Source organism: Acidovorax sp. 107 (genome assembly GCF_003058055.1).
Lineage (GTDB): Bacteria > Pseudomonadota > Gammaproteobacteria > Burkholderiales > Burkholderiaceae_C > Acidovorax.
The window spans coordinates 1,953,929-1,980,860 of the sequence record NZ_QBTZ01000001.1; the positions used below are offsets into that span (position 1 = coordinate 1,953,929).

The 26,932-nt window shown below is 66.6% G+C and carries 25 protein-coding genes; 16 read left to right on the forward strand and 9 right to left on the reverse strand.

Annotated elements, in window-relative coordinates; genetic code table 11:
• Nucleotides 1-3: 3 nt before the first annotated feature.
• Nucleotides 4-1,101 (reverse strand): beta-propeller fold lactonase family protein, encoded by a 1,098-nt coding sequence (locus tag C8C99_RS09235; RefSeq protein WP_108625575.1) that lies wholly within the window; start codon nt 1,099-1,101, stop codon nt 4-6.
• A 375-nt stretch (nt 1,102-1,476) separates the two neighbouring features.
• On the opposite strand from C8C99_RS09235, the gene C8C99_RS09240 reads away from it, so the two are divergent.
• The 4 genes from C8C99_RS09240 (at nt 1,477) to C8C99_RS09255 (ending at nt 5,068) form a co-directional block, all read left to right on the forward strand.
• Complete coding sequence (locus C8C99_RS09240; protein WP_108625576.1) at nt 1,477-2,448, forward strand: tripartite tricarboxylate transporter substrate binding protein; 972 nt, start codon at nt 1,477-1,479, stop codon at nt 2,446-2,448.
• 51 nt (nt 2,449-2,499) lie between these two features.
• On the forward strand, nt 2,500-3,411 hold the full coding sequence (kdgD, locus tag C8C99_RS09245; RefSeq protein WP_108627101.1) for a 5-dehydro-4-deoxyglucarate dehydratase: 912 nt from the start codon (nt 2,500-2,502) through the stop codon (nt 3,409-3,411).
• Nucleotides 3,412-3,569: 158 nt separating this feature from the next.
• The gene (locus C8C99_RS09250) at nt 3,570-4,034 is read left to right on the forward strand and encodes a nuclear transport factor 2 family protein (protein WP_108625577.1); all 465 of its coding nucleotides are present in this window, start codon (nt 3,570-3,572) and stop codon (nt 4,032-4,034) included.
• Between the two features lie 65 nt (nt 4,035-4,099).
• Entirely contained in the window at nt 4,100-5,068 is a 969-nt protein-coding gene (locus C8C99_RS09255) for a 2-hydroxyacid dehydrogenase (protein WP_108625578.1), read from the forward strand.
• 65 nt (nt 5,069-5,133) lie between these two features.
• On the opposite strand, the gene C8C99_RS09260 is transcribed toward C8C99_RS09255, so the two are convergent.
• The gene (locus tag C8C99_RS09260) at nt 5,134-6,435 is read right to left on the reverse strand and encodes a M20/M25/M40 family metallo-hydrolase (RefSeq protein ID WP_199226367.1); all 1,302 of its coding nucleotides are present in this window, start codon (nt 6,433-6,435) and stop codon (nt 5,134-5,136) included.
• Nucleotides 6,436-6,546: 111 nt separating this feature from the next.
• Nucleotides 6,547-7,413 (reverse strand): LysR family transcriptional regulator, encoded by an 867-nt coding sequence (locus C8C99_RS09265; RefSeq protein WP_108625579.1) that lies wholly within the window; start codon nt 7,411-7,413, stop codon nt 6,547-6,549.
• A 97-nt stretch (nt 7,414-7,510) separates the two neighbouring features.
• Here C8C99_RS09265 and C8C99_RS09270 point away from each other — a divergent pair, with 97 nt between their 5' ends.
• On the forward strand, nt 7,511-7,918 hold the full coding sequence (locus C8C99_RS09270; RefSeq protein WP_108625580.1) for a nuclear transport factor 2 family protein: 408 nt from the start codon (nt 7,511-7,513) through the stop codon (nt 7,916-7,918).
• A gap of 1 nt (nt 7,919) precedes the next feature.
• Here C8C99_RS09270 and C8C99_RS09275 read toward each other — a convergent pair whose 3' ends face one another.
• Nucleotides 7,920-8,846: a LysR family transcriptional regulator gene (locus C8C99_RS09275; RefSeq protein ID WP_108625581.1), complete on the reverse strand. Its 927-nt coding sequence runs from the start codon at nt 8,844-8,846 to the stop codon at nt 7,920-7,922.
• Nucleotides 8,847-8,954: 108 nt separating this feature from the next.
• Here C8C99_RS09275 and metE point away from each other — a divergent pair, with 108 nt between their 5' ends.
• Nucleotides 8,955-11,348 (forward strand): 5-methyltetrahydropteroyltriglutamate--homocysteine S-methyltransferase, encoded by a 2,394-nt coding sequence (gene metE, locus C8C99_RS09280; protein ID WP_108625582.1) that lies wholly within the window; start codon nt 8,955-8,957, stop codon nt 11,346-11,348.
• A gap of 13 nt (nt 11,349-11,361) precedes the next feature.
• Here metE and C8C99_RS09285 read toward each other — a convergent pair whose 3' ends face one another.
• Nucleotides 11,362-12,327: a ketopantoate reductase family protein gene (locus C8C99_RS09285; RefSeq protein ID WP_108625583.1), complete on the reverse strand. Its 966-nt coding sequence runs from the start codon at nt 12,325-12,327 to the stop codon at nt 11,362-11,364.
• A gap of 330 nt (nt 12,328-12,657) precedes the next feature.
• On the opposite strand from C8C99_RS09285, the gene C8C99_RS09290 reads away from it, so the two are divergent.
• The 6 genes from C8C99_RS09290 to C8C99_RS09315 all read left to right on the forward strand — a co-directional run bounded on the left by C8C99_RS09290 (nt 12,658) and on the right by C8C99_RS09315 (nt 20,121).
• Nucleotides 12,658-13,191: a MarR family winged helix-turn-helix transcriptional regulator gene (locus C8C99_RS09290; RefSeq protein WP_108625584.1), complete on the forward strand. Its 534-nt coding sequence runs from the start codon at nt 12,658-12,660 to the stop codon at nt 13,189-13,191.
• Nucleotides 13,192-13,225: 34 nt separating this feature from the next.
• Complete coding sequence (locus C8C99_RS09295) at nt 13,226-14,701, forward strand: efflux transporter outer membrane subunit (protein WP_199226369.1); 1,476 nt, start codon at nt 13,226-13,228, stop codon at nt 14,699-14,701.
• Between the two features lie 67 nt (nt 14,702-14,768).
• Nucleotides 14,769-16,094: an HlyD family efflux transporter periplasmic adaptor subunit gene (locus C8C99_RS09300; protein ID WP_108625585.1), complete on the forward strand. Its 1,326-nt coding sequence runs from the start codon at nt 14,769-14,771 to the stop codon at nt 16,092-16,094.
• Between the two features lie 16 nt (nt 16,095-16,110).
• Nucleotides 16,111-17,754 (forward strand): DHA2 family efflux MFS transporter permease subunit, encoded by a 1,644-nt coding sequence (locus C8C99_RS09305; protein WP_255411683.1) that lies wholly within the window; start codon nt 16,111-16,113, stop codon nt 17,752-17,754.
• A gap of 261 nt (nt 17,755-18,015) precedes the next feature.
• Nucleotides 18,016-18,174 carry a DUF3309 family protein gene (locus C8C99_RS09310; RefSeq protein WP_007856361.1) on the forward strand — a complete coding sequence of 53 codons (159 nt, stop codon included), beginning with the start codon at nt 18,016-18,018 and terminating at the stop codon, nt 18,172-18,174.
• A 345-nt stretch (nt 18,175-18,519) separates the two neighbouring features.
• Nucleotides 18,520-20,121, forward strand: a complete 1,602-nt coding sequence (locus tag C8C99_RS09315) for a PAS domain-containing sensor histidine kinase (protein WP_233247342.1) — start codon at nt 18,520-18,522, stop codon at nt 20,119-20,121.
• A gap of 65 nt (nt 20,122-20,186) precedes the next feature.
• On the opposite strand, the gene C8C99_RS09320 is transcribed toward C8C99_RS09315, so the two are convergent.
• The 4 genes from C8C99_RS09320 to C8C99_RS09335 form a co-directional block, all read right to left on the reverse strand.
• A complete protein-coding gene (locus C8C99_RS09320) occupies nt 20,187-20,759 on the reverse strand; it encodes an EF-hand domain-containing protein (RefSeq protein WP_108625587.1) in 573 nt (190 codons plus the stop codon).
• Nucleotides 20,760-20,929: 170 nt separating this feature from the next.
• Nucleotides 20,930-21,409 carry a YiiD C-terminal domain-containing protein gene (locus tag C8C99_RS09325; protein ID WP_233247191.1) on the reverse strand — a complete coding sequence of 160 codons (480 nt, stop codon included), beginning with the start codon at nt 21,407-21,409 and terminating at the stop codon, nt 20,930-20,932.
• Nucleotides 21,410-21,502: 93 nt separating this feature from the next.
• Nucleotides 21,503-22,405, reverse strand: a complete 903-nt coding sequence (locus tag C8C99_RS09330) for a LysR family transcriptional regulator (protein WP_108627106.1) — start codon at nt 22,403-22,405, stop codon at nt 21,503-21,505.
• 4 nt (nt 22,406-22,409) lie between these two features.
• Nucleotides 22,410-22,892, reverse strand: coding sequence for a MarR family winged helix-turn-helix transcriptional regulator (locus tag C8C99_RS09335; RefSeq protein WP_108625588.1), 483 nt, complete (start codon nt 22,890-22,892; stop codon nt 22,410-22,412).
• A 126-nt stretch (nt 22,893-23,018) separates the two neighbouring features.
• Between C8C99_RS09335 and C8C99_RS09340 the strand changes: the two genes are divergently transcribed.
• From C8C99_RS09340 to maiA, 4 genes are all read left to right on the forward strand, one after another.
• The gene (locus C8C99_RS09340) at nt 23,019-24,221 is read left to right on the forward strand and encodes a 3-hydroxybenzoate 6-monooxygenase (RefSeq protein WP_108625589.1); all 1,203 of its coding nucleotides are present in this window, start codon (nt 23,019-23,021) and stop codon (nt 24,219-24,221) included.
• 65 nt (nt 24,222-24,286) lie between these two features.
• On the forward strand, nt 24,287-25,420 hold the full coding sequence (locus C8C99_RS09345; RefSeq protein WP_108625590.1) for a cupin domain-containing protein: 1,134 nt from the start codon (nt 24,287-24,289) through the stop codon (nt 25,418-25,420).
• A gap of 84 nt (nt 25,421-25,504) precedes the next feature.
• Nucleotides 25,505-26,212 carry a fumarylacetoacetate hydrolase family protein gene (locus tag C8C99_RS09350; protein ID WP_108625591.1) on the forward strand — a complete coding sequence of 236 codons (708 nt, stop codon included), beginning with the start codon at nt 25,505-25,507 and terminating at the stop codon, nt 26,210-26,212.
• Nucleotides 26,213-26,227: 15 nt separating this feature from the next.
• A complete protein-coding gene (maiA, locus tag C8C99_RS09355; RefSeq protein ID WP_108625592.1) occupies nt 26,228-26,866 on the forward strand; it encodes a maleylacetoacetate isomerase in 639 nt (212 codons plus the stop codon).
• The last annotated feature ends 66 nt before the right edge of the window (nt 26,867-26,932 follow it).

Genomic DNA, 26,932 nt, shown 5'->3' on the forward strand with positions numbered 1-26,932 from the left:
ATCTCAGGGCATGTCGACGATCTCGATCCAGTTGGGGTTCTTGCCCACTGGAACGCGGGTGGGTGCGCCGGGCAGGCCCGTGGCTGGGTCAATCGGGTGCAGGGCGACGTGGTGCGACTCCTGTCCCGCGGCGATCAGGAAGCGGCCCGAAGCATCCACCGCAAAACCGCGCGGGGTCTTTTCGGTGGGCACCTGACCGAGCGGTTGCAGCTGCCCGGAGGCGGCATCGACGCGAAACGTGCTCAGCGTGCTGGAGGTGCGCTCCGACGCATACAGCGTGCGGCCGTCGGGCGACAGGTGAATGTCGGCGGCCCAGGGCTTGCCGGTAAAGCCTGCAGGCAATGTGGTGGTGCGCTGCAGCGGGCGCAGGGTGCCGCGCTCCTTGTCGTAGGCCATCACATGCAGGGCAGCATCCAGCTCGTCCAGCAGGTACAGGTGGCGCTGGTCGCGACTCCAGACAAAGTGGCGGGGGCCGGATTTTTCGGGAGCCACTGGGGTCAACGCGGGCTCGTGGGCGGTGAGCTTGCCCGTCTCGGCATCGAACTTCCAGGCCGACAGGTGGTCGCCACCCAGGCTGGTAGCCAAGACATAGCGGTTGGCGGCATCCGCATGGATGGCATGCGCGTTGGGCGCGGTGGGGATGAGTTGCTGCACCGCCCCCACCACGCCATTCTTGCCAATGCTGTTGACCGTGATCTTGTGGCCGGGGTAGGAGGCTGCAAACAGCCAGCGCCCGGTGGCGTCGGTGTCGATGTTGGCCATGCTGTCGGCCAGCGGCGCCTCGCCCAGCTTGCGTAGCTTGCCGCTGGCTGGGTCAATGGCCAGGCTGACCACCCGAAACGGCTGCGAGCGCAACGCCACATAGAGCACGCGCTTGTCCGGGCTGACAGCCATGGGCATGGCGGTGCCCCCCACTGCTGTGGTGTCAACGGGTTTGAGCATTCCGGCGGCGCGGTCCAACTCCAGCACCGAGACATCCTGGCTGTCTGCGTTGGCCACGTACACCCACGTGGCGGCCTGCGCCGCCGGGGCGCCCACCACGGCAGCGACGGCCAGCATCACGGGCGCTGCCCGGCGATGGATGCGGAATGGGAGGGTCATGCAATGTCCTTTGAGGGTGACTGCACGGTGGCTGCGAAGCGCGCCGGCCACCGTGGTTGCTGTGATTTCGCTGCCCACCTGGAAGCCACGTAAAGGGTGGCAGAGCAACTAGGCATTGTCTTTTTGTGATATGTCGTCATACAACAAGGCTTGCATTCTGACGCAGGTCCGGTGTGGACAGAGAAAGGGATTACCCGAGGTTGTGCAAGACCTTGCATCGCCCGCCAGCAGTCGGTTCCAAGCAAAAAAGCCTTCTCAATCTCAGTACAAACCCTGAAATTCCACGGAATATCCTTGGAACATCCGGCGAATGGATTGTGTTTTTTTCAACCTAGTTGTACGATGACTAACAACACCAACACACGGAGACATTCCATGAGCCTGCAACGTCGCGCAATTCTTCTGGCCTGCACCGCCGCTCTGGCTGCGGCATCCGCCACGGCCCAGACCGCCGACTGGCCCACCAAGACCCTGCGCATCGTGGTGCCCTACCCACCAGGCGGCAGCTCGGACATCATTGCGCGCTCGATCAGCCAGGTGCTGTCCGAGTCGCTCAAGCAAAGCGTGATCGTCGAGAACAAGCCGGGCGCGAATGGCAACCTGGGCGCCGACTTTGTGGCCAAGGCCGAGCCCGATGGCTACACCATGCTGCTGTGCGATGTGGGTGCACTGGCCATCAGCCCGTCGGTCTATACCAAGCTGTCATTCGACCCGTCCAAAGACCTGCGTGGCGTGACCATGCTGGCCTACTCGCCCCACCTGCTGGTGGTGCACCCCTCGGTGCCAGTCAACAACCTCAAGGAGCTGATCGCCTACTCCAAGAAGAACGACCTGAACTTTGCGGTGACGGCCACGGGTAGCGCCCCGCACCTGGCCGGCGTGGCGCTGGAGCGCGCCAGCGGCGCACGCTGGCAGTACATCCCCTACAAGGGCGGCGTTACCGCGATCCAGGACACCGTGGCGGGCCAGACCCAGGTGCTGATGAACGGCATGCTGGCCACCCTGCCCCAGGTACAAAACGGCAAGCTCAAGGTGCTGGGCGTGTCCAAGGCCACCCGCATGCCCCTGCTCGGTGATGTGCCCACCATCGCCGAGCAAGGCGTGGCGGGCTACGAGTCGGGCACCTGGCAAGGCGTACTGCTGCCTCGCGGCACGCCGGATGCCGTCGTGCAAAAGCTCAACAAGGCACTCATCACCGCCATCCGCGCGCCCGAGATCCGCTCGCGCCTGGCCGGCCAGGGCGCCGAAGTGGTGACCATGACCTCCACCGAGCAGGACCAGTTCTTCACCAAGGAACGCGCGCGCTGGGCCAGCGTGGTGAAGGCCGCCAACATCAAGCTCGACTGATATCCGGGCTTTCGACCCGCTTCATCCACTTTTCTCTTTGCAATGACCACCATGACCCCGCAAGAACTCAAAACCATCATGGGCTCCGGCCTGCTCTCGTTCCCCATCACCGACTTCGACGAGCAAGGCAACTTCCGCCCCAAGACCTACATCGAGCGCCTGGAGTGGCTCGCCCCCTATGGCGCCAGCGCCCTGTTTGCCGCCGGTGGCACGGGGGAGTACTTCTCGCTGTCGGGCCCCGAGTACAGCGAGGTCATCAAGACGGCGGTGGAGACCTGCCGGGGCAAGGTGCCCATCATTGCCGGCGCCGGTGGCCCCACCCGCACGGCCATTGCCCATGCGCAGGAGGCTGAGCGGCTGGGTGCCCACGGCATCCTGCTGCTGCCGCATTACCTGACCGAGGCAGGCCAGGAAGGCCTGATCGAGCATGTGGCCCAGGTTTGCAACAGCGTGAAGTTCGGTGTGATCGTCTACAACCGTGACCGCACCAAGCTCACGGCCGAGTCCCTGGCCATCCTGGCCGAGCGTTGTCCGAACCTGGTGGGGTTCAAGGATGGGGTGGGCAATATCGAGACCATGTCGTCCATCTACATGAAGATGGGGGACCGTTTCTCGTACCTGGGCGGTCTGCCCACGGCCGAGGTGTATGCAGCCGCCTACAAGGCGCTGGGCACCCCGGTGTATTCGTCGGCCGTCTTCAACTTCATTCCCAAGACGGCGATGGAGTTCTACCAGGCGGTGGCCAGTGATGACACGGCCACGCAGCACCGGCTGCTCAAGTCGTTCTTCATGCCGTATCTGGCCATCCGCAACCGGGTGGAGGGTTATGGGGTCTCCATCATCAAGGCGGGGGCACGCATCGTGGGCCATGACGGTGGGCCGGTGCGGGCACCGCTGGTGGACCTCAAGCCCAGCGAGATGGAAGAGCTCAAGGCGCTGATTGACAAGCTCGGGCCGCAGTAAGAACCGGCTGATTCAGGGCCTTTTCAGGGCCTGGTTTTCCAGGCCCTCGTTTTTTCCCCAGTGAAAACCACCACCCCAGGCCCGGCCGTGCACAGGTCCGGGGGCAGTCTTGGCACGCCCATTTCCAGACCCTCAACACAACAACGGAGACAGACAAGATGTTCAAGCAAATCGTTCTGGCCGCTGCCGCCGCCGTCACCCTTGCCGCACTCGCGGGTTGCGCCACCGGTGCGGCAGCCACCGGCTCCTCAGCGTCGGCCGAACAAGCCGTGGCAGCCGCCGCAGAAAAGCTGCGCGTGGCCATGATCGACCCCACGCCTGCGGCGCTGACGGCCTTGGTGGCCGACGACCTGAGCTACGGCCACTCCGGCGGCCGCGTGGACACCAAGGACAGCTTCATCGGCGACCTGATCGCCGGCAAGTCCGACTTTGTGACCATTGCCATCACCGACCAGACCATCAAGGTCGTGGGCAACACCGCCATCGTGCGCCACACCCTCACGGCTGACACCAACGACGCGGGCAAGCCCGGCAAGGTGCAGATCAAGATCCTGGGCGTGTGGCAACAGCAAAGCGGCCAGTGGAAACTGCTGGCCCGCCAGGCTGTGCGCGTCGCGGCTTGATGTAAACACATTGGGGCGGCCGTGTGCCGCCCTTCGTATTTTTGGCACTGTTGCCCCACGGAACCATGACCACAGCCACCCGCCACCGCATCCTGCAAATCGGCCGCCTGCCCCTCCCCGCACTGGAGGCCGAACTGGCAGCCCGGTACGACGTCGCCTGCCTGGCTGACCAGGCCGATCCAGCGGCCTTTCTGGCGGCGCGCGGTGCGGAGTTCACCGGGGTGGTGACCACCGCAGCCATTGGCCTGAAGGGTGAGGTCATCGCGGCCCTGCCACGCCTTCAGGTCATCAGCAGCTTTGGCGTGGGCTTCGACGCGCTGGACATCGATGCAGCCAAGGCACGCGGCGTGCAGGTGGGCTACACGCCTGGCGTGCTCAACGACTGTGTGGCCGACATGGCGTTTGCGCTGATGCTGGACGTGTCACGCCATGTGGCCGCCAGCGACCGTTTTGTGCGCCGTGGCGAATGGCCGAAAGCCCGGTATGCGCTGGGCACCCGCGTATCGGGCAAGCGCCTGGGCATTGTGGGCATGGGCCGCATCGGCCAGGCCGTGGCCGAGCGTGCGAGCGGGTTTCGCATGGAGGTGGGATACCACAACCGGCGCCCGGCGCAGGGTTGCGCACTGCCCTACTTCGAGTCGGTGACCGCATTGGCGCAGTGGGCCGACTACCTCGTGCTCACCGTGGCAGGCGGCGCTGCAACGCGCCATCTGGTCAACCGCGATGTGCTGGAGGCCTTGGGGCCCAATGGCTTTCTCATCAATGTGGCGCGGGGCAGCGTGGTGGACGAGGCGGCACTGATCGACGCGCTGGCCGAGCGCCGCATTGCCGGTGCTGGGCTGGACGTGTTTGAGAATGAACCCACCGTACCCGCCGCACTGATGGCGCTGGACAACGTGGTGCTGACACCGCACACCGCCAGCGCCACGCATGAAACCCGGCGCGCCATGGCCGACCTGGTGCTGGAGAATCTGGAATCCTTCTTTGCAACCGGCGCCGTGCGGACGCCGGTGCCGGGCACGCCGGGCGCCTGAGCCCGCCGCTGCGCCCTGTGTAACGCTGCTGCCCTCACAGGGAGGGCATGGGGCAGCTCAGCGTGTCACTTCACGCGGTCGCGCGAGATGTCCATGATCATGCGCGTGGCCAGGTACAGGCGCGGCACGATGGTGTTGATCTGCACGTACTCCGCATCGTTGGAGTGCGCGCCGTAGCCCGACAGGCCCATGCCCTCCACCACCGCGCCCTTGGTCTTGAGCGCCGCAAACGCTGCATCGGTGCCACCGCCCGTGGCTTTCTCCACCACGTTGATCGACATGCCCAGCTCCTGGTAGATGACCTTGCCGTAGCCCGCCACGCGGCGGGATGCGTCGCTGGCCTCCAGCGGCGGGCGGCGCACTTCAAACTTCACATCCACCTTGGAGGCAGGCAGCAGCTTGCTCTTGACCTTCTCTTGCAGGCTTTTTTCCAGCCCGTCAAAGTCCGCCACACGCAGCGCACGCGCATCGGCCTGGGCGGTGGCCTCGGCCGGGATCACGTTGCGGTTGGTGCCCGCCTTGGACACCGTCCAGTTCAGCTTGAGACCCTCGTCGGTCTTGGACAAATCCTTCATCTGCAGCAGCTGGTGCGACAACTCGTAGAGTGCATTCACGCCGTCTTCGGGCTTGGCCCCAGCGTGCGACGCCTTCCCCTGCACCGTGAGGTAGGCCGCCCCAATCCCGCTGGTGGCCAGGCGCAGCGTTCCGTCGGTGCCGCCACCTTCGAAGGAGAACACCACGTCTTGCTCAGCCGCCACGCGGGTGATGGTGCTGCGCCAGCCGGGCGAGCTGATTTCCTCGTCGCCGTTGATCAACACGGTGAGCGTGCCGTAGTCCTTGAAATTGAGCTTTTGCAGCAAGGCCACGGTGTGGATGATGAGCGCGATGCCCTGCTTGTCGTCCGAGATGCCCAGGCCATAGGCCTTGTCGCCATCGATGCGGAAAGGCTGGCCTTTGAGCATGCCCTTCAGGTACACGGTATCCATGTGCGCGATGAGCATGATCTTCTTGCTGCCCGTGCCTTTGAACACGGCTTGCACCGCGGGGCCCACCTTCTCCGGGGTGTCGTCCAGGCGGTAGATATCGCTGGTCTGCAGCACGTCCACCGTGCCGCCCAGTTGCTTGAGCTGGCTGGCAATGCGCTCGGCAATCTGGTTCAGACCCTCGATGTCCTTGCTGCCTGACTCGATGTGCACCAGGTCACGCAGGGTGTCGAGCAGGGGTTGCTGCTCCTTCTGGGCCAGCGCATGGACATCGGCCACGGGCGCAGCCTGGGCCACGGCGGCGGCAAATGCCAGCGCCAGCGAGGCCATCAGGGGGCGGACAAAAGAAGGGGCTGAATGCGGGCGGCGCAGCGAGTGGTGCATGGTGCAAAGGCTCGGTGAAGGGATGAGGAAAGCGATTATGGAGTCTTGCAACGTCGATTTCAAACAACAAGCCTTCTTGCAATTTTTCAGTCAGCACCTGCAGTGTCGGCCTCAGCCCGCAGGCGCAAACACCTCGGGCCCCAGCCGTGACTTGCGGCCCCTGGGTTCAAACAGCCACATGCCATACAGCGGCAGGGATTCCGCCAGCCGCAGGGGCGCCACCAGCGTGGACGTACCGCCCAACAACGCAGGGTGCGGCACAACAGCCAGCAGGTCGGACTGCGCCACCAGGTGCAGCAGGCTGGCAAAGTCGGGGCAGCGCACGGACATCTTGGGGGCGGGCATGCGGCGCACGCGGTGCGCTTCCGTCAACACATCCACCGGCCCGCTGACGCTGGGCCCCACACAGGCCCACGCAGCGCCCTGCAGTTGCACCAGCGACTGGGCCCGGGCCAATGGGTGGCCTTTGCGCGCATAGACCTGGGGGTGCAGCTCGTACAGGGGCCGCTCCACCACGTCGGGGTGCACAAACTTGCGCGGCTTGGGGGCGATGACCGCATCAAAGCGCCGCTGCAGCAGGCCTTCCAGCAGGCTACCCTCATCCGCCGTCGCCATCTCCAGGGAGCGCCGGGCGCTGGGCAAACACCAGCAGGCATACAGCAGCGGGCCGCAGACCAGCGCTGCTGAAGACGTGAGCCCCACCCGCAGCCGATGCCGGTCTGGCGCAGCCGCCGAAGCGCGGGGCAGTGCCTCCACCCCTTGTGCCAGCGGCAGCGCCTGCGCGGCCACGGCCCGGGCCAGGTCGGTGGGCACATGGCGGCGCCCTTCGCGCACCAGCAAGGGTTGCGCAAAGTGGGCTTGCAGTGCTTTCATGCCATGGCTGATCGCGGGCTGCGACACGCCGCAGGCTTTGGCCGCCATGGCGAACGAGCCATGATCGATGACCGCATGGAGGTATTGCAGATAGCGCAGATACATAAACACCTTTTATGTATAAGCCACCATTGTCTCTTGTCGCGCGGCGCGGACTTGGCGAAGCTACGCACTCCACTCCACGACCTTTGCAACGCCGCATATGAGCCCTACCCCCATCGACACCGTCCTCACCTACCTCGCCCACCTGCACGCCAGCCATACCGACGGGCTGATCGCCTGCTTTGAAGACGATGGCGTGGTGCACTCGCCCTTTCTGGGCACTATGCGTGCGAGCGACTTTTTCAAAAAGCTCGCCCAGGCCTCCAGCGGCAGCGTGATCACGGTGCTGGATCTGTTTGCCTCCGCGCAGCCCAGCCAGGATGGATCGGTGCGCGTGGCAGCCTACTTCCGCTACGACTGGACCTTGAACGACGGCCGCGAGGTGACGTTCACTTGCGTGGACGTGTTCACGTTCGACGCGGGCAGCACGCGCATCCGCGACATGAACATCGTCTACGACACCCACCCACTGCGCGAAGAGGTGGGCGACAAGTACGCGCCGGACTAGGCTACAAAAGTTCTACGCCCTTGAGCGTCACAAAGCTCGTCTCGCGCGTCACCTGAACAAAGTCCTGCAGGTACGGCTTGGCAGACAGGCTGGGCAGGCACGCGGCATGCAGCTCACCGCGCAAGCCCTTATCACCAATAGGCCGCGCCGTCACATACCCCCGGTCCAGGTAGCTCTGCACCGCCCACAGCGGCAGCGCCGCCACGCCGCGCCCGCTGGCCACCAGTTGCAGCATGGCCACTGTCAGCTCGGTGGTGCGGCGCGGGGGGCGTACCCCCGCGGGCTCCAGCACCTGGCGGATCAGGTCCAGCATTTCGTCGGGCACGGGGTAGGTGATGATGGTCTGGTCGGCAAAGTCCTGCGCCACCAGATGCGGCTTGGCCACCAGTGGGTGCGTGTTGGCCAGCAGCGCGCGGATTTCAAACCCAAACAGCGCGTGGCAGTCCACGCCCGCCTCGTCACCATCCACCTCCGACACGATGGCCACATCGGCCCGGCCTTGGTGCAGCAGGCCCACCGGGTCGGCATGGAAGCCGCTCACGATGTCCAGCTCCACCTCAGGCCAGCGGGTGCGAAACGCGTCCATGGCGGGCATCAGCCAGTCAAAGCAGGTGTGGCATTCCACCGCAATGCGCATCTGCCCGCCCTGCCCCAGCACCAGGCGCGCGATGTCGCGCTCGGTCCCTTCCACCTGCGGCAGCACGGCGTCGGCCAGCGCCAGCAGGCGTTCGCCCACAGCGGTGAACTGCGGCGGCACCGATTTGCGCTCAAACAGCGGCTGGCCGTAGCGGTCTTCCAGCAGCTTGATCTGGTGCGACAGCGCGGACTGGGTGAGGTTGAGCAAGTGCGCGGCCCGCACCAGACTGCCGCTGTCGCGCAGGGCGACCAGCGTGCGCAGGTGGCGCACTTCCAGGATCGACTGGTTCATTATTAATTTTCAAGTTGATCGACTAAAACTTTCGTTTGAATAATAAACGAGCCCGCGCGACCATTGGTGCCTTCATTGCATTGCTCTATTCAGAAGAAGGAAATCACCATGTCGCTCGCCGCAGTTGCCGTAACCGCCGCCACCCGCCGCCCCGTGCTCACGCACACCCTGGGCTTTCCGCGCATGGGGTCGCAACGCGCGCTGAAATTCGCGCTCGAATCCTTCTGGCGGGGCGACAGCACCGAGGCCGAGCTGCAGTCCACCGCCGCCCAGTTGCGCCAGCAACACTGGCAGGCGCAGGCCGATGCGGGCCTGGGCTATGCCACGGTGGGCGACTTTGCGCTGTACGACCATGTGGCCAACCACATCCAGCTGCTGGGCTGCGAACCTGCGCGTTTTGGCTTTGACGCCCAAGCGCCTGAGCTGGCCCGCTACTTTGCGATGGCGCGGGGCGTGTCGGCCCACGCCACCGACGACCACCAAGGCTGCAGCGCCGGTTGCCAAGCAAAGCACCCCACTGCAGGCCAGCCCGCACTGGAGATGACCAAGTGGTTTGACACCAACTACCACTACCTCGTGCCCGAGTTCAGCGCCCACACCCAGTTCCACCTGGCCAGCGAGCGCCTGTTTGCCGAAGTGGCCGAGGCCCAGGCGCTGGGCCACCGCGTCAAGGCCGTGCTACTGGGACCGCTGAGCTTCTTGTGGCTGGGCAAATCCAAAACGGCGGGCTTTGACCGCTTCAGCCAGCTGGAGTCACTGCTGCCGGTGTACGAAACCGTGCTGGCGCGCCTGAAGGCGCAGGGTGTGGAATGGGTGCAGATCGACGAGCCCATCCTGGGCCTGGACCTGCCCGATGCGTGGCGTCATGCCTTTGAGCCCAGCTACTGGCAACTGGCCCGCAGCGCGCCCAAGCTGCTGCTGGCCACCTACTTCTCGCCGCTGGCCGAAAACCTGCGCCTGGCCTGCCAGCTGCCTGTGGCGGGCCTGCATGTGGATGCCGTGCGTGCGCCCGACGAGCTGGTGGGCGTGGCCGACTGGCTGCCCTCGCACAAGCTGCTGTCGGTGGGCATCGTGGACGGCCGCAACATCTGGCGCACCGACCTGGATGCGGCGCTGCAAAAGCTGCGCCCCGTGGCCGACAAGCACCAGGGCGAGCTGTGGCTGGCGCCATCGTGCTCGCTACTGCATGTGCCGTTCAGTCTGCAGGCCGAGACGCAGCTGGACGCCGAGGTGAAGTCCTGGTTGGCGTTTGCGGTGGAAAAGCTGGATGAACTGCGGGTTCTATCCACCGCCTTGTCGCAAGGCGAAGCGGCCGTGGATGACGAACTGCACGCAGCCCGCACTGCCTTGGCAGCCCGCCGCGCCAGCCCGCGTGTGCATCGCGCCACCGTGGCCGCACGCATTGCCGCCGCCGCACCGGGCGCCGACCAGCGTGCCAGCGCCTTCCCCGCCCGGCAAAAGGCCCAGCGCACACGGCTCAAGCTGCCGCTGCTGCCCACCACCACCATCGGCTCGTTCCCGCAGACGGCAGAGATCCGCGCGGCCCGTGCCGCCTTCAAGCGCGGGGCACTGGATGCCGGCCACTACCAACAAAAGATGGAAGCGGAAATTGCCCTGGCCGTGCACAAGCAGGAAGCGCTGGGCATTGACGTGCTGGTGCATGGTGAGGCCGAGCGCAACGACATGGTCGAATACTTTGGCGAGCAGCTTGACGGCTTTGCCTTCACCGCCAACGGCTGGGTGCAAAGCTATGGCTCGCGCTGCGTGAAGCCGCCCATCATCTATGGCGACGTAGCCCGCCCCGCCCCCATGACGGTGGCCTGGACGCAATACGCCCAGAGCCTGACCGCCAAGCCCATGAAGGGCATGCTCACCGGCCCCATCACCATCCTGCAGTGGAGCTTTGTGCGTGACGACCAGCCCCGCGCCACCACAGCCGACCAGATCGCCTGGGCGATCCGCGACGAGGTGTGTGACTTGGAGGCAGCAGGCATCGCCATCATCCAGATCGACGAGCCCGCCATCCGCGAAGGCCTGCCGCTGCGCCGCGCGGGGTGGAAGAGCTATCTGGACCGCGCCACGCGCGCCTTCCGCATCAGTGCCAGCGGCGTGCGCAACGAGACGCAGATCCACACCCACATGTGCTACAGCGAGTTCAACGACATCCTGCCCGCCATCGCGGCCATGGACGCCGATGTGATCACGATTGAAACGAGCCGCTCGGACATGGAGCTATTGCAAGGCTTCGGTGATTTCCACTACCCCAACGAGATCGGCCCCGGCGTGTACGACATCCACTCACCCCGCGTGCCCGGCGTGCAGGAGATGGCCGCGCTGCTGGAGAAAGCCGCCGAGGTCGTGCCCGTGGAACACCTGTGGGTGAACCCCGACTGCGGCCTCAAAACCCGGGGCTGGCCCGAGACCGAGGCCGCGCTGCGCCACATGGTGCAGGCGGCGCAGGCCGTGCGTGAGCGGTTGCTGGAAGAAGCTGCGCTGGCCTGACCGCGTCCGAAACTCAGCCTGCAGCGCGCTTCATCTCGGCCAACTTGACCAGCACCTGCAGCGCGTGGTTCAGCGGCGTCGGCACCCCCAGTGCGGCGCCGCGCTTGACCACATAACCGTTCAGGTGGTCAATCTCGGTGGGTTTGCCCCGCGCCAGATCCTGCGCGGTGGACGAATACTGACTTGGCATGGTGCTGGCAATGCCGCGCACGGCGGCCTGCACATCGCCCGGAATCGTCACCCCATCGGCCGCTGCCACCGCCAGGCATTCGGCCACGATGTCGGCAATCACCTGCGTCACGCCCGGCACCTGCACCAGCGGCCCATAGGGCTGCTGCGACAGGGCCGACAGCGCGTTGTAGGCGCTGTTGAGCACCAGCTTGGCCCAGAGCGCGCCGCGTACGTTGTCTGACACTTGGGTGGGGATGCCCGCCGCCGTGAGCTGGCGGGCCACCTCGTCGCTGCGCGGCGACGGCGCAATCACCAGTTCGCCCCGGCCATGGTGCACCACATGCCCGGGGCCGCCCATGGCGGTGGCCACGTAAACCACAGCGGCGGCCACGGGGGTGCTGGCGTCCAGCACGGCGCGCACGCGCTCGTCGTTGTCCACGCCGTTCTGCAAGGTCAGCACCAGCGCGCCGGGCGCGAGGTGCGGGCGTATCTGCTGCGCAGCGTCTTCCGAGTCGGACGACTTCACGCAGAACAGCACCACGTCCGCACCGTGCACCGCGCTGGGCTCGGTGCTGGCCGCCAAGGGCACCTGCACGTCCATCGCCGCCGTCTGCAGCCGCAGGCCGTGGTCGCGCACGGCCAATACATGGGCGGGCCGCCCGATGAGCGTAACGGCATGGCCCGCGCGGGCAAGCAAGGCACCAAAGTAGCAGCCCACGGCGCCCGCGCCCATCACGGCGAAACGCAGGGGTGGGGAAACGTCCGAGGCGGTGGGCGGGGAGGCAGAGGAATCAGCGGCAGCGGTCATGGCGGTGTCCCGGTGGGCGAGGTACGGAAAGGTCGAACAGCGAGGCGCCCCACTATATCGGTGGCGGCCTGCGCTCCAAATATCAAGGTCTTTTGAGCAGATGCGCTAGTCGAACATTCCTCGACAGCTATCAAATACGTAGCAAATCGACTTTGAGTGAGCTTGATAGCAGAGGCGCGCATCGGTCGCGTGCGCCATTTCCGGCACCGCAAACCGCTATCCGTTGCGCCCCGACCGTGGGCCCTGTCCCAGCCCAAAGGCCCCTTTTCAGTGTCAGGAATTTAATCAATGCAAAGACAATAATTGTCTAGTCAATTAAATTTGCCACCCATGTCAGCTCCCCCCAAACCCAGCCAAGCCCCCGCGTTCTACAACGCCGAGCACTACGACCCCAGCAAGCTGGTGCCCGAAAACAGCGTCGGCTACCTGATGCGCAAGGTGATGTCGTCCATCCGCACGCAGGCCGATGCCCAGCTGTCGTTGCACGAGCTCACCTACGCCCAGTGGCTGCCGCTGTTCAAGTTGTCGCTGTGCGAGACCGCCACGGTGGCCACCCTGGCGCGGGACCTGGAGACCGACCCCGCCTCCATGACCCGGTCGCTCGACCGCATGGAAGCCAAGGGCCTGGTGGTGCGAGAGCGCTCCACCGTGGACCGCCGCGTCGTGCAGCTCAAGCTCACGGCCGAGGGCCAGCGCATTGCAGCGCTGGTGCCGCCCGTGCTGGCCGACGTGCTCAACGGCCACCTCAGCGACTTCAGCCACGACGAGTGGCAGCTGCTGCTGTCCATGCTGCGCCGCATGCTGGCCAACGGCGAAGCGCTGCGCCAGCAGACCCCCTCACCCACCGAACCCGCAGCCGGTTGATCCCGCCCTGTTGCCCTGCCCCCTGGAGATTTCCGTGACCGCCACTGCCCCCACCCCTCTGTCCACCCGCTCTGCCCTCGCCGCCCATCTGGCGGTGTCGGCCGTTGCCCTGGCCGCCGCGCTGCTGCTGGTGGGCTGTGCCAACCCAGGCCCCGCCCACACACCGCTGGCGCAAACCACCCCGGCCGCCGCTGGCCTGACCGCAGCCACCACCGACGTTGTGGCCACCAGCCAGTGGTGGAAAGCCCTGGGCGACGAGCAGCTCAACACCCTGATCGACACCGCCTTGCAGGGCAACCCCAGCCTGGCCGTGAGCCGCGCCCGCCTGGAGCAAGCCGTGGCCCTGAGCCTGGTGCGTGAGGCCGCCAACGGCCCGCAAGCCACGCTGGGCGTGGACGCCACCCGCCAGCGCTACACCGCCAACGGGCTGGTGCCCGCCCCCATTGCCGGCAACACGTACAACAGCGGCACCGTGCAAGCCAGCCTGAGCTGGTCGCCCGACTTTTTTGGCCAGCACGCCGCCGAGCTGCAGGCCGCCCTGGGCCAGGCCCGCGCCGCCCAGGCCGATGCAGCAGCCGCCACCAACACCCTGGCCGCCCAGGTGGGCCGCAGCTATGTGGCCCTGGCCCGGCTGGTGGCCCAGCGCGACGTGGCCCAACGTGCGCTGGAGCAACGCGAAGAACAGCGCAAGCTCACGCAAGAGCGCACCGCTGCAGGCCTGGACAGCCAGGTCGAGCTGACCCAGGCCCAGGCCGCGGTGCCCGATGCCCGCACACAAATCGAAGCGCTGGACGAGCAGATCACCCTGGGCCGCCGCCAGCTGGCCGTGCTGACCGGCCAAGCGCCCGACGCCCTGCCCCAGCTCACGCCCCGACTCACCGCACTGCAACCCACCGCCGTGCCCGAGGTGCTGGGCGCCGACCTGCTGGGCCGCCGTCCCGATGTGGTGGCCGCCCGTTGGCGCATAGAGGCTGCCACGCAAGGCGTGAACAGCGCGCGCAGCGAGTTCTATCCCAACATCAATATCGGCGCGTTCATCGGCCTGAACTCGCTGGGGCTGGACCGGCTGTTCAACGGCAGCTCGCGCCAGATGGGCGTGACACCTGCGCTGCGCCTGCCGATCTTTGACGGGGGACGCCTGCGCGCCCAGCTGGGCGGCCGCGCCGCCGAGCTGGATGCCGCCATCGCCCAGTACAACGGCGCCGTTCTCGATGCGGTGAAGGAAGCCGGCGACGCCGTGGCGTCCATCCAGTCGCTCACCCGCCAGCAGGCCTTGCAGGACGAGGCCGTGGCCAGTGCCGAAAAGGCCTACCGCTTTGCGCAGGAGCGCTACCGCGCAGGCCTGGGCAACTACCTGGTGGTGCTGTCCACCGAAAGCCAGGTGCTGGCCCAGCGCCGCCTGGCCGTGGACCTGCGCGCCCGCCAGCTCGACACCCGCCTGGTGCTGATGAAGGCGCTGGGTGGCGGCTGGACCGACGACACGGCCGTGCTGCACACCGCCGCGCACTGACCAGCCCAGAACGCCACACCGCCCAATTCAAAAACACATAACAACACATTCCTGAAAGACCACTGCCATGACCGCCAACAGCGAACCCCTCACCGCCAACGAAGCCAACACCGCCCGCCGCCGGGGCCTCACCCTGATTGCCGCCGCCGTCGCGCTGGTGGCCATTGGCTGGGGCGGCTGGCACTGGGCCAATGGCCGCCATGTAGAAACCACCGACAACGCCTACGTGGCAGGCAACGTGGTGCAGATCACGCCGCAGATCGGCGGCACCGTGGTGTCCATCGGCGCGGACGACACCGACTATGTGAAAGCCGGCCAGTTGCTGGTCAAGCTCGACCCCGCTGACGCCCGCGTGGCGCTGGAGCAGGCCGAGGCCCAGCTGGCGCAGACGGTGCGCGAAGTGCGCACCCTGTACGCCAACAACTCCACGCTGAAGGCGCAGGTCAGCCTGCGTAGCGCCGACCTGGCACGCGCCCAGGCCGACGCCGCCCGCATGCAGGACGACGTGAACCGCCGCACCCCGCTGATGGCCAGCGGTGCCGTGGGCAAGGAAGAGTTCCAGCACGCCACCGCGCAGCTGGCCGCCGCCAAGAGCACCGTAGCCGCAGCCCAGTCGGCTGTGCTGGCCGCGCAAGAACAACTGGCCGCCAGCCAGACGCAGACCGAAGGAACGTCCATCGAGCAGCACCCGAACGTGCAGCGCGCTTCGGCCCGCGTGCGCGAGGCGTACCTGGCGGTGCAGCGCGCCCAGCTGGTCGCCCCGCTGGATGGCCATGTGGCCAAGCGCGGCGTGCAGGTGGGCCAGCGTGTGCAGGCGGGCGCCCCACTGATGACCCTGGTGCCCCTGAACGACCTGTGGGTGGACGCGAACTTCAAGGAAAGCCAGCTCAAGACCCTGCGCATCGGCCAGACCGCCGAGCTGGAAGCTGACGTGTACGGCACCAAGGTGACCTACCACGGCACCGTGACAGGCCTGGGCGCGGGCACAGGCGCCGCCTTTGCGCTGCTGCCCGCACAGAACGCCACCGGCAACTGGATCAAAGTGGTGCAGCGCGTGCCCGTGCGCATTGCGCTCGACCCCAAGGAAGTGGCCGAGCACCCGCTGCGCGTGGGCCTGTCGATGGAAGTGAAGGTGGACACCGCCGACCAGAGCGGCAAGACGCTGGCCGACACCCAGCGCACTACCCCCGTGGCCGCCACCGCGGTGTTCGACGAGCAGTTCAAGGCCGCCGACGACGAAGTGGCGCACATCATCGCCGCCAACCTGGGCCGCAGCGGCAAGGCCGCCGTGGCGGTGGCGTCGCCGAAGGTGAGCAGCCAGCCCGCCGTGCAGGCCCAAAAGCATGCATCGGCCCCGGTGCAACCTGCAGTGCAGGCCCCGGTGGTGCAGTGAGCGGGGTTGACCGAGCATGACTGCCGCCAACCCCACTGCTGACACCGCAGGCCAGGCCCCCGCTCCGGCGGCGCCTGCTGCGGTGTCGCCCCCTGCGGCGCCACCCGGCCCGCCCGCTTCCTATCCGCCACTGCACGGCACCGCCCTGCTGCTGGGCACGCTGTCGCTGTCGCTGGCCACGTTCATGAACGTGCTGGACTCGTCCATCGCCAACGTCTCCATCCCCGCCATTGCCGGTGACCTGGGCGTGAGCCCTGGCCAGGGCACCTGGGTCATCACCAGCTTTGGCGTGGCCAACGCGATCTCGGTGCCGCTCACCGGCTGGCTCACGCAGCGCTTTGGCGCGGTGCGCCTATTCACCATGAGCGTGCTGCTGTTCGTGCTCACGTCATGGCTGTGCGGCTTTGCCTCGTCGCTGGAGATGCTGGTCTTCTTCCGCGTGCTGCAAGGCCTGGTGGCCGGGCCGATGATTCCCCTGAGCCAGACCCTGCTGCTGGCCAGCTACCCGCGTGCCTTGGCGGGCACGGCGCTGGCGCTATGGGGCGTGACCACGCTGGTCGCGCCCGTGGTGGGGCCGCTGCTCGGCGGGTGGATCACCGACAACATCTCGTGGCCGTGGATCTTCTACATCAACGTGCCCGTGGGCCTGCTGGCCGGGCTGCTCACCTGGGGCATCTACCGCAAGCGCGAGACACCCATCCGCAAGCTGCCTATCGACACTGTGGGCCTCAGCCTGCTGGTGCTGTGGGTGGGGGCGCTGCAGCTCATGCTCGACAAGGGCAAGGAGCTGGACTGGTTTGCCTCGGGCGAGATCGTCATGATGGCTGTGGTCGCCGTGGTGGCGTTCGCCGTCTTCCTGGTGTGGGAGCTGACCGAGAAGCACCCGGTGGTGGACCTCAAGCTCTTCAAGGGCCGTAACTTCACCTTTGGCGCGCTGGCGCTGTCGGTGGCCTACGCCCTCTTCTTCGGCAACGTGGTGCTGCTGCCGCTGTGGCTTCAGCAGTGGATGGGCTACACCGCGACATCGGCCGGCATGGCGCTGGCGCCGGTGGGCGTGTTCGCCATCTTGCTCACGCCGCTGGTGGGCAAGAAGGTGGGCCAGTGGGACCCGCGCCGCATGGCCACGGGGGCGTTCATCGTGTTCAGCACAGTGCTGTGGATGCGCTCGCAGTTCACGGTGCAGACGGACTTCATCCACATCCTGATCCCCACGCTGCTGCAGGGCGCGGCCATGGCGTTCTTCTTCATCCCGCTGACCACGCTGACGCTGGCCGGTGTGGCGCCTGAGCGCATCCCGGCGGCGGCGGGCCTGAGCAACTTCGTGCGGATCACCGCCGGGGCCATGGGCACGTCGATTGCCACCACGCTGTGGGAGAGCCGCGCCGCCATGCACCACGCCCACCTGACCGAAGGGCTGGTGCAAGGCCAGGGCGTGTTTGCGCAGACGCTGGATGGCTTGATGGCATCCGGCCTCACGCAGATGCAGGCGCTGGCGCAGATCAACCGGCTGATCGACCAGCAGGCCTTCACCCGCGCGGCCAATGACATCTTCCTGGGTTCGGCGGGCTTGTTCCTGCTGCTGATCGGGCTGATCTGGCTGACCAAGCGACCAGCGCGCACCGGCGGCGCGGGTGCGGCAGACGCTGCGGGCGCGCACTGAGCCCGTCCGCCGCGTGACAGGGCCTCGCGGCGGACAGTTCAGGCCAAAACGGCTGCAAGCGCTAGGGAATCATGCGCTAGCAGCTATCATTTTTGATATGACGACGCAGTGAGCCAGCGGGGCCCCGCCCCGCTGCAGTCCGCGCATCCCACAGCCGGTGTCGGAAATCCCTGACCGCGCGGCGGGCGCGGCACCTGCGGGCCGTTCGCGGGGTGCACCCAACAATGCACTCACCGCAAACCACTCCAACAAGGAACTGCCATGTCACTCTCGCTGATTCTTCTGATCGTCCTGATCCTCATCCTGGTCGGCGCGCTGCCTACCTGGGGCCACAGCCGCTCGTGGGGCTATGGGCCCAGCGGCGGGATTGGGCTGGTGGTGCTGATCCTGGTGATCCTGCTGCTGATGGGCCGGATATGAACGGTCTTTGAGCCATCGATGCAGGTGGGAGCGAACACTGCTCTCATCTGGAAAATTCTGCAGCGTGCACGTGGGCCCTTTTCAGGGCCCTTTTTCATGGGCGTCCTGTGATGAGGACGCTCTGTCGGGCAAGCCACTCGGTCGCATACCCAAGCATCAAATGATCAATTCGCGTAAAAAATACGCTTAAATTGATAATATTTGCAGTTTAATAATTTATTTGATACAAACGATATATCTATTTCACAACCACTCTGCCCGCTATCCGTGCCTCTTTCACCCCCTCACGTCGGTCACATGAGGCTGTTTCAGGTTCGCCTGCTCCAAGGGATCCTGTTGGCGAACGTGGCTTTTGGGCTGTTGTTGCTGGGCGTGGGCTCTGCGGGGCTGGTCAGCACCCCGGGGGCATGGAGCCTTGCTATCGGTGCGAGCACAGCGTTGATGGTGGTGCTGTGGTGGGCCGTGCGCCGCTGGCCGCAGGTGTATGCGCCGGTGGCGCTCTTTCAGACCGTGATCGGGCTCGCGTTGTTCACGTATGCCCTCTTGCAGCCCATGGGCCACGAACTGCGTGCCGTGTGGTTCCTGATCGGTGTGGGGGCTGCCTACCTGCTGCTGGGCCGGACTGCAGGCATCGGCTACACCCTGGTGACCCTGGCGCTGGTGCTCGGGAGCAATGGCCTGCAAAGGGTGCCGTATTCACCGCATGCCCTCATCGTTTTTACGCTGGCCCTGCTGCTCAGCAGCGTTTGTTTTTACCTGTTTGTGGGCGAGGCGTTGCACCTGTACGAGCACCTGTCTGACCGGGACCAGCAGTTCACGCTGCTGACCGAAGGCGCCGAAGAGGTGATCTGGCGCATCAACCCCGACATGACGGTGGCGTATGTGAGCCCCTCGGACGAACGGGCGCGTGGAATTGCCGCGCACGAGGTCATCGGCCGCTCCTTTTACAAAACACTGATGCCCGAAGGCGCCGCGGCACTGCGCGAGGCGGTGCGAGAGCGGCAGCCGCTGCTGACGCTGCCGATGCGCTGTGCCAATGGCGACGTGCGCTGGTTCGAGATGTCCAGCCGCCTGTACCGTGATGCCCAGGGCCACCCGGCCGGGTACCACAGCATTGGCCGCGACGTGACAGAGCGACTGGAGCTGGAGCGGGCCCTGCAGGCAGAGCGCCAGCGCCTGGAGTCGCGGGTCAAGGAGCGAACGGCGGCGCTGTCCATTGCCAAAGAAGCCGCTGAGGCCGCCCTGCGCACCAAGAGCATCTTCCTGGCCAACGTTGGGCATGAGTTGCGGACCCCCATGACGCTGATCCTAGGCATGACCGAACTGGTGCGCAATCGCACACAAGATGAGCGCCTGAAGCCCCCGCTGAACAATGTGATGGATGCGGCCAAAGGCCTCATGCGCATGCTGAACGACCTGATCGACCTGGCTGCGCTGGAGACACGCCAGGTGGCGTTCCAGTTTGCGCCGCTGTCGCTGCCAGAGGTGGCGGCCGATGCTGTGCAACTGCTGGAGCCACAGGCGCGCCAAAAAGGCTTGCACATCTTCATGGACATCAATGGCGCAGGCACCGATGCCTGCCACGTGGGGGACGCAGGCCGCATTCAGCAGGTGCTCGTCAACCTGCTGGACAACGCCGTGAAATTCAGCCCCTCAGGCCACATCCAGTTGACCCTGGAAACCGAACGGGACACCCCTGAAACGACGGTCTGGCGCCTGCGGGTGACCGACCAGGGCATCGGCATCGCGGCCGGTGACCAACACCGCATCTTCACGCTGTTCGAGCAGGTGGATGGGTCATCCACACGCAGCTTTGAAGGCGCCGGACTGGGTCTGGCGCTGTGCAAACGCCTCGTCGAGGGCATGGGCGGCAGCCTGGGTGTGGAGAGCGAACCGGGAAAGGGCAGCAGCTTCTGGGTGTCGCTGCCCCTGCCCAAGGTTGCCTGATACGGCCCCCTGACCCCAGCGGCCCTCCCCGCACTCGGGTCAGGGCGCAGGTCCACCCAGGCGGTTCAGGCCGTGTGCGTACGCCGTTCGGCCAGCGCAAACGCCGACGAGAGCGCAGCAAACTCCTCCTTGGCTACGGTGCCATCGGCATTGCCCGCGTGGTCCATCACCTGCAGCACGGCTTGCGAAAACGGATCGCTGCCCGCTTGCGGGCCCTTGGTACGCGCCAGCCCCTTGAGGAATTCATCATGGGTGATGATGCCGTCCTTATCGGCATCAAAGCCCGCCGTGATCTGCTGCTTCTGATCCTCGGTGGCGCCAAACCGCGTGAGCAGCGCCTGGAAATCGTCCTTGGACACCGCACCCGCTGCACGGCCACCGGGCAGTGCCGCTGTGGTCTGGCCCGCTGAGCGGCCCACGGCGTTCACCGTGCCCGCAGACGCACCTTGAGTGGCCAGCACGCCCTGCCCCGCCATGCCCGCCAGCGTCTGCGCCTCAGGGCTGAGCGTGACCACGGCCGAGGGCTCGGGCGCCGCCGCCTCGCCCCCACGCCGCGCAGACGCCTTGCCAGCGCCGCTGGAGGCCGCATTGAAAATCATCGACGCCACCGATGCGAGGCCGGAAATGAGAGGGGACATCGCCATGAACTCCTGTGTGGCGACAGCCTTCGTGACCCCATCTGTCCAGAGTCCACGGCATCGCCCAGGGCCACAAGGTTACGCGCCCGGTGCGCGGACAATTGGGGGATCAGCGGGGACTAAAGGGGCGAATTTGAACCCTCATGCAAAGGCGCCCAACCGCTCACGCTTCACGCATAGCCCGGCCCAAAGGCCACAAACTCGCCAGCGAGCGTACCCGCCACCTGCCCCTGGTAATGCAGCGCTGCAGCCTGCGTGATCCGGCCCAGCCCCTTGCGGCGGATCATGCGGGTGAAAGACTCCCATGCCGGCCGCGCGGGCGCCAGCGCCACGGCCGTGAAGGCACCGTCCATGGGCGCCAGGTAGTCCATGGTGTTGCGCTGGATCACCAGACGGCTGCCCAGCCCCTCGGCCGTGAGCCCCAGGTGCAGCATCGACCAGGCCGCCAGAATGGCCACGGCCGAGGCGCTGCCCCCAAACACCGTCTCGCGGTGATTGATGTTAGGTGCCAGGGGCGCGCTCAGCACCACTTGCTGCAACGATACCTCGACCACGGTGACCTGCATGGCCTGGGACAGGGGGATGTGTTGGTGCAGGTAGGTTTGCAACGTCGCGGGGGTCACGGCGCCGCCTGAAATGGGAGGGTTCATAAAACGACGTGGGTAAGGGTGCAAGCCGTTGCGGGGAGATGCATGTTTCAAATGATCGTACACATCCCCGTCACCCACGGCTTCGCGAAAACTTCAGCTGGCTGGCGCCGGGGGCAACAGCAACCCCTGCTGCGCCGCCACCGCCTCGCGCAAGAACGCCCAAGTGGCCTGCATGCGGGCCACGTGTTTGTTGTCGCCCGGCATGGACATCCAGAAGGTGCGCTGAAACCGTGCCACCCCCGGCAGCACGGGCACCAGCGACGGGTCTTGCGCCGCCACAAAGGCGGGCAGCACTGCCAGCCCCGCCCCCACGCGGGCGGCTTCGTACTGGGCCAGGATGCTGGTGCTGCGCAGCGCGAAGTGCGCGGGGCGGTGCAGCTCGTCCAGGATCTGCAGCTCCTTGCTGAACAGCAGGTCGTCCACGTAGCTGATGAAGGTGTGGCCCCGCAGATCGTCTGGCGTGTGGATGGGGGCATGGCGCTGCAGGTAGCTGCGCGCTCCATACAGTTGCAGCACGTAGTCGGTAAGCTTGACAACCACCACCGCACCGCGCGCCGGCCGCTCCAGCGAGATGACGATGTCCGCCTCCCGGCGCGACAGGTGCACCAGCCGTGGCAGCGCCAGTAGGTCCACCACCAGGCCGGGGTGGTCCAGCGCAAACCGGGCCAGCTGGGGCGCCAGGATCAGGTTGCCGAAGCCCTCGGTGGTGCCGATACGGACCAGGCCATGTAAGCCCTGGCGCACGCCGGGTGTGGCGTTTTCCACCGCCAGAAAGGCGGCCTCCATGGCCTCGACCTGGGGCAGCAGTGCGCGCCCCGCCTCAGTCAGCCGGTGGCCGCCCGCCTCGCGCGCAAACAGGGCGGAGCCCACTTGCTTTTCGAGCGCCTGCAGGCGGCGCGCCACCGTGGTGTGGTCCACGGCCAGGCGGCGCGCGGCCCCCACCAGCGTGCCGGCGCGGGCCAGTTCCAGAAAGTAGCGCAGGTTGTCCCAGTCCATGGCGTCACCGGGCGCGCCGTGCAGCACGTCCGTCCAGCGGCTCGCTGGGCGCACGGCTGAGCGCGTTGTTGCCCCGCACCAGCGTGCGCAGCATGTCCATGAACACCTCGCGTTGCTCGGGCGCCAGGGGTTGGAGCATGCGCTCCTGCGCGCGCAGCATGCCGGGCTCCACCTCTTCCAGCACACGCTGGCCTTCGGACGTGAGGGTCAGCAACCGCACGCGCCGGTCTTCGGGGTGGGCGTTGCGCTGCATCAGGCCCCGCGACTCCAGCCGGTCGATCACGCTGCCAATGGTGGAGGTGTCAAAACCAATGGTGCGCGCCAGCGTGCGCTGGTCGATGCCGGGCTCGCGTCCCACGGCGTACAGCGCGGCGTATTGCACGGGGGTAATGCCCGTGGCCTGCGTCTCCTCCAGAAACACGGCCACCGCAATCTGCTGCAGGCGGCGGATATGGAAACCGGGAAGGTTGTCGATCTCTACGGACATGAATCTAGGGTTTCTACCGATCTTGATGCGGATCATTTTAGGCCCTACACTAATCATCAGTGTACTTTTGATATGTACACGGCTTATTGATCCACGTCAGTGGCACAACGGATGGAGACAGCGGCAATGACAGTTTTGAACACTCCCACAGCACCCGTCCTGGTCGCTGGCGGTGGCATCGGTGGCGTGGCAGTAGCCCTGGCCCTGGCGCGCCAGGGCTATGCGGTCAAGGTGCTGGAGCAGGCCCCGCAGCTCGGCGAAATCGGTGCAGGCATCCAGCTGGGCCCCAACGCCTTTGCCGCGTTTGACGCCCTGGGCATTGGCGAGCTGGCACGGGCCCGCGCGGTCTACACCGACGAAATGGTGATGCACGACGCGCTGGATGAACGCCTGGTGGGCAGCATCCCCACGGGCGAGGCGTTTCGCCAGCGCTTCGGCAACCCGTACGCCGTGCTCCACCGCGCGGACATCCACACCTCGTTGCTGGAAGGGGCCAAAGCGCACGGCAACATCGAGACACTGACCGGCACACGCATCGAGCGCGTGGAGCAAACCGGCGACACCGTCACGGTACACGACCAGCATGGCGTGGCGCACCGGGGCCAGGCCCTGATTGGTGCGGATGGCGTGAAGTCCGTCGTGCGCCAGCAATACGTCGGCGATGCCGCCCGCGTATCGGGCCATGTGGTGTACCGCGCCGTGGTGGAGAAGAACGACTTCCCCGAAGACCTGCGCTGGAACGCCGCCAGCATCTGGGTCGGCCCCAACTACCACCTGGTGCACTACCCCCTGCGCGGCGGCGAGCAGTACAACGTGGTCGTGACCTTCCACAGCCGCGAGCAGGAGGAATGGGGCGTGCGCGAGGGCAGCCGCGAAGAGGTGCAGAGCTACTACCGCGACTGCTGCCCGCGCGCCCACCAACTGATCGACATGCCCAAGAGCTGGAAACGCTGGGCCACCGCAGACCGCGAGCCCATCGGCCAGTGGACCTTTGGCCGCGCCACCTTGCTGGGCGATGCCGCTCACCCCACCCTGCAGTACCTGGCCCAGGGCGCGTGCATGGCGCTGGAAGACGCAGTGACGCTGGGCGAGGCCCTCAAGCGCTGCCACCAGGACTTCGCCCAGGCGCTGTCACTGTACGAGCGCTCCCGCATCGCCCGCACGGCACGCGTGGTGCTGTCGGCACGCGAAATGGGCCGCATCTTCCACGCCCAGGGCGTGGAGCGCCTGGTGCGCAACGACCTCTGGAAGGGCCGCAGCCCCGAGCGTTTTTACGACGCGATGGAGTGGCTGTATGGCTGGAAGGTCGACAACTGCCTGGCCGACTGAGCCGGCCGGGCGCCCTGCCCAATCGTTCTTCGCCCCTCCCCCCACATTCAACCCAAGGAATTCCCATGAGCGCGATGGATCCCGTACCGTCCCCCGTTCGCCTGTCCGCCGTGGCGGCCCATGGCCAGCCCGAGCCCACCCCCGCGCTGGAACAGCTGTACCGTGGCTTTGAGCAGGAAATGCTGGTGCCACTGTGGACGCAGATCGGCGACCTGATGCCCCCCCATCCGCAGAGCAAGGCCAGCGCCCACCTCTGGCGCTGGGACCGGCTCGTGCCCCTGGCTGATGAAGCCGGCCGCATCGTGCCCGTGGGCCGAGGCGGCGAGCGCCGGGCCATCGCCCTGGCCAACCCGTCCCTGGGCGGCAGACCGTTTGCCACACCCACGCTGTGGGCGGCCATCCAGTACCTGATGCCAGGCGAAGATGCGCCCGAACACCGCCACACACAGCACGCGTTCCGCTTCATCGTGGAGGGCGAAGGGGTGTGGACCGTGGTCAATGGCGACTCGGTGCGCATGTCGCGCGGCGACTTCCTGCCCCAGGGCGGGTGGAACTGGCACGCCCACCACAACGCGGCCGACAAGCCCATGGCCTGGATCGACGGGCTGGACATTCCGTTCGCCTACTACACCGAGTCCCAGTTCTTTGAGGTGGGGCGCGACGCCATCAGCCCGGCCGAGCGCATCACGCCCGCGCTCTCGCGCTCCGAACGCCTGTGGGCGCATCCGGGCCTGCGCCCGGTATCGCAACTGCAGGACCAGCCCGTCACACCCATGCTGGCGTACCGGTGGGTAGACACCGACAAGGCCCTCAACGAACAACTGGCGCTGGAAGCCGAAGGCCACCCCGCCACGCTGAGCCCCGGCCACGCCGCCGTGCGCTACACCAACCCCACCAATGGCCGCGACGTGCTGCCCACCATCCGCTGCGAGATGCACCGCGTGCGCAGCGGCGCCACCACCCGCACGCGCCGCGAGGTGGGTTCGTCCGTGTTCCAGGTGTTTGACGGCCAGGGCACCGTGAAGGTGGGAGACCACCAGTGGCAGGTGCGCCGTGGGGACATGTTTGTGGTGCCGTCCTGGCAACCCTTCACGGCCCAGTGCGATGCCGGCCAGCCCTCGCTGGATCTGTTCCGCTTCAGCGACACGCCGATTTTTGAGGCCGTGCATGCCTGGCGCGAACAAATCGAGCCTGCCTGACAACAACCCCGCCCCATTCATTCCTTGCAGCGTCTGCCCGCCCACGCGGGTGGGCCCTGCACTCCTCTTTGACCGGAAGCCCCGATGACTGCTACCTCTTACCTCTGGACCCCGCCCCCCGTTCAATCGTTGCCAGTGCGCGGCAGCGCGCAGCGCCTGCCCATCCACCGCCTGTTCTTTGTGGGCCGCAACTACCACGCGCATGCTGTCGAGATGGGCCGCCCCGTGGACAAAAGCGTGGAGCGCCCCTTCTACTTCACCAAGGCCCCCCAGACGCTGACCGCGTCGGGCGCCACCGTGGCCTACCCGCCTGAGACGCAGAACTACCACTTCGAGATGGAACTGGTCGTGGCGATTGGCAAGGCCGGGTTCCGCATCCCGGCCGAGCAGGCGCATGAGTACATCTACGGCTACGCCTGCGGCCTCGACATGACCCGCCGCGACCTGCAACTGGTGGCGCGCGACAAGGGCCGCCCCTGGGACCTGGGCAAGGACGTGGAGCAATCCTCCGTGGCGAGCGAGGTGGTGCCCATGCCGGGCCAGGTGATCGAGTCCGGAGTGATCGAGCTGTCGGTCAACGGCGCGGTCAAGCAACAGTCCAACGTGGACAAGCTGATCTGGAACATCCGCGAGATCATTGCCGACCTCTCCCTGTTCTACCACCTGCAGCCCGGCGACCTCATCTACACCGGCACGCCCGAAGGCGTGGGCGCCGTGGTGCCCGGCGACCACATCACCGGCCGCGTGGAGGGTGTGGGCGAGATCGCGCTGACCGTGGGCCAGCCCGCATAAACCGAGGACCGCCCCATGAAGCTCTACAGCTTTTTCCGCAGCGGCACCTCGCACCGCCTGCGCATCGCGCTCCACCTCAAGGGCCTCATGCCCGACTACGTGCCCGTGGACCTGCGCGTGGACGAGCAGGCCGAAGCACCGTTCAAGGCCATCAACCCGCAGGGCCTGGTGCCTGCACTGGAGCTCGACAACGGCCAGGTGCTCATCCAGTCCCCCGCCATCATCGAATGGCTGGAGGAGCGCTATCCCACGCCCTCACTGCTGCCTGCCGACCCGCTGGCCCGCGCCCAGGTGCGCGCACTGGCCGCCATTGTGGGCTGCGATGTACACCCCATCAACAACCGCCGCATCCTGCAAACCCTGCGCAAGCAGTTCGGCGCGGACGAGGCCGCCATCAACGCCTGGTGCGCCACCTGGATCACCGCCGGGTTTGACGCCATCGAAGCCCTACTGGCCAAGGACACCACGCGCGGCAGCTACTGCTTTGGCGGCGCGCCCAGCCTGGCCGATGTGTACCTGATTCCGCAGGTCGAAAGCGCCCGCCGCTTCGGCGTGGACATGGCCGCCTGGCCGCTCATCCGCGCGGTGGATGCCGCCTGCGCCGAGCTGCCCGCGTTTGCCCGCGCCGCCCCTGCGGCCCAGCCAGACGCCTGACGCTGCCACACCACCGCAGCCACCACCGGCACACCCGCATTCATCACTACAACCAGGAGACAAACC

Excerpts from the sequence above, each read along its gene's own strand:
- C8C99_RS09235 (WP_108625575.1), bottom strand. The coding sequence starts at position 1,101 with ATGACCCTCCCATTCCGCATCCATCGCCGGGCAGCGCCCGTGATGCTG.
- C8C99_RS09240 (WP_108625576.1), top strand. The coding sequence starts at position 1,477 with ATGAGCCTGCAACGTCGCGCAATTCTTCTGGCCTGCACCGCCGCTCTG.
- kdgD (WP_108627101.1), top strand. The coding sequence starts at position 2,500 with ATGACCCCGCAAGAACTCAAAACCATCATGGGCTCCGGCCTGCTCTCG.
- C8C99_RS09250 (WP_108625577.1), top strand. The coding sequence starts at position 3,570 with ATGTTCAAGCAAATCGTTCTGGCCGCTGCCGCCGCCGTCACCCTTGCC.
- C8C99_RS09255 (WP_108625578.1), top strand. The coding sequence starts at position 4,100 with ATGACCACAGCCACCCGCCACCGCATCCTGCAAATCGGCCGCCTGCCC.
- C8C99_RS09260 (WP_199226367.1), bottom strand. The coding sequence starts at position 6,435 with ATGCACCACTCGCTGCGCCGCCCGCATTCAGCCCCTTCTTTTGTCCGC.
- C8C99_RS09265 (WP_108625579.1), bottom strand. The coding sequence starts at position 7,413 with ATGTATCTGCGCTATCTGCAATACCTCCATGCGGTCATCGATCATGGC.
- C8C99_RS09270 (WP_108625580.1), top strand. The coding sequence starts at position 7,511 with ATGAGCCCTACCCCCATCGACACCGTCCTCACCTACCTCGCCCACCTG.
- C8C99_RS09275 (WP_108625581.1), bottom strand. The coding sequence starts at position 8,846 with ATGAACCAGTCGATCCTGGAAGTGCGCCACCTGCGCACGCTGGTCGCC.
- metE (WP_108625582.1), top strand. The coding sequence starts at position 8,955 with ATGTCGCTCGCCGCAGTTGCCGTAACCGCCGCCACCCGCCGCCCCGTG.
- C8C99_RS09285 (WP_108625583.1), bottom strand. The coding sequence starts at position 12,327 with ATGACCGCTGCCGCTGATTCCTCTGCCTCCCCGCCCACCGCCTCGGAC.
- C8C99_RS09290 (WP_108625584.1), top strand. The coding sequence starts at position 12,658 with ATGTCAGCTCCCCCCAAACCCAGCCAAGCCCCCGCGTTCTACAACGCC.
- C8C99_RS09300 (WP_108625585.1), top strand. The coding sequence starts at position 14,769 with ATGACCGCCAACAGCGAACCCCTCACCGCCAACGAAGCCAACACCGCC.
- C8C99_RS09305 (WP_255411683.1), top strand. The coding sequence starts at position 16,111 with ATGACTGCCGCCAACCCCACTGCTGACACCGCAGGCCAGGCCCCCGCT.
- C8C99_RS09310 (WP_007856361.1), top strand. The coding sequence starts at position 18,016 with ATGTCACTCTCGCTGATTCTTCTGATCGTCCTGATCCTCATCCTGGTC.
- C8C99_RS09320 (WP_108625587.1), bottom strand. The coding sequence starts at position 20,759 with ATGTCCCCTCTCATTTCCGGCCTCGCATCGGTGGCGTCGATGATTTTC.
- C8C99_RS09325 (WP_233247191.1), bottom strand. The coding sequence starts at position 21,409 with ATGAACCCTCCCATTTCAGGCGGCGCCGTGACCCCCGCGACGTTGCAA.
- C8C99_RS09330 (WP_108627106.1), bottom strand. The coding sequence starts at position 22,405 with ATGGACTGGGACAACCTGCGCTACTTTCTGGAACTGGCCCGCGCCGGC.
- C8C99_RS09335 (WP_108625588.1), bottom strand. The coding sequence starts at position 22,892 with ATGTCCGTAGAGATCGACAACCTTCCCGGTTTCCATATCCGCCGCCTG.
- C8C99_RS09340 (WP_108625589.1), top strand. The coding sequence starts at position 23,019 with ATGACAGTTTTGAACACTCCCACAGCACCCGTCCTGGTCGCTGGCGGT.
- C8C99_RS09345 (WP_108625590.1), top strand. The coding sequence starts at position 24,287 with ATGAGCGCGATGGATCCCGTACCGTCCCCCGTTCGCCTGTCCGCCGTG.
- C8C99_RS09350 (WP_108625591.1), top strand. The coding sequence starts at position 25,505 with ATGACTGCTACCTCTTACCTCTGGACCCCGCCCCCCGTTCAATCGTTG.
- maiA (WP_108625592.1), top strand. The coding sequence starts at position 26,228 with ATGAAGCTCTACAGCTTTTTCCGCAGCGGCACCTCGCACCGCCTGCGC.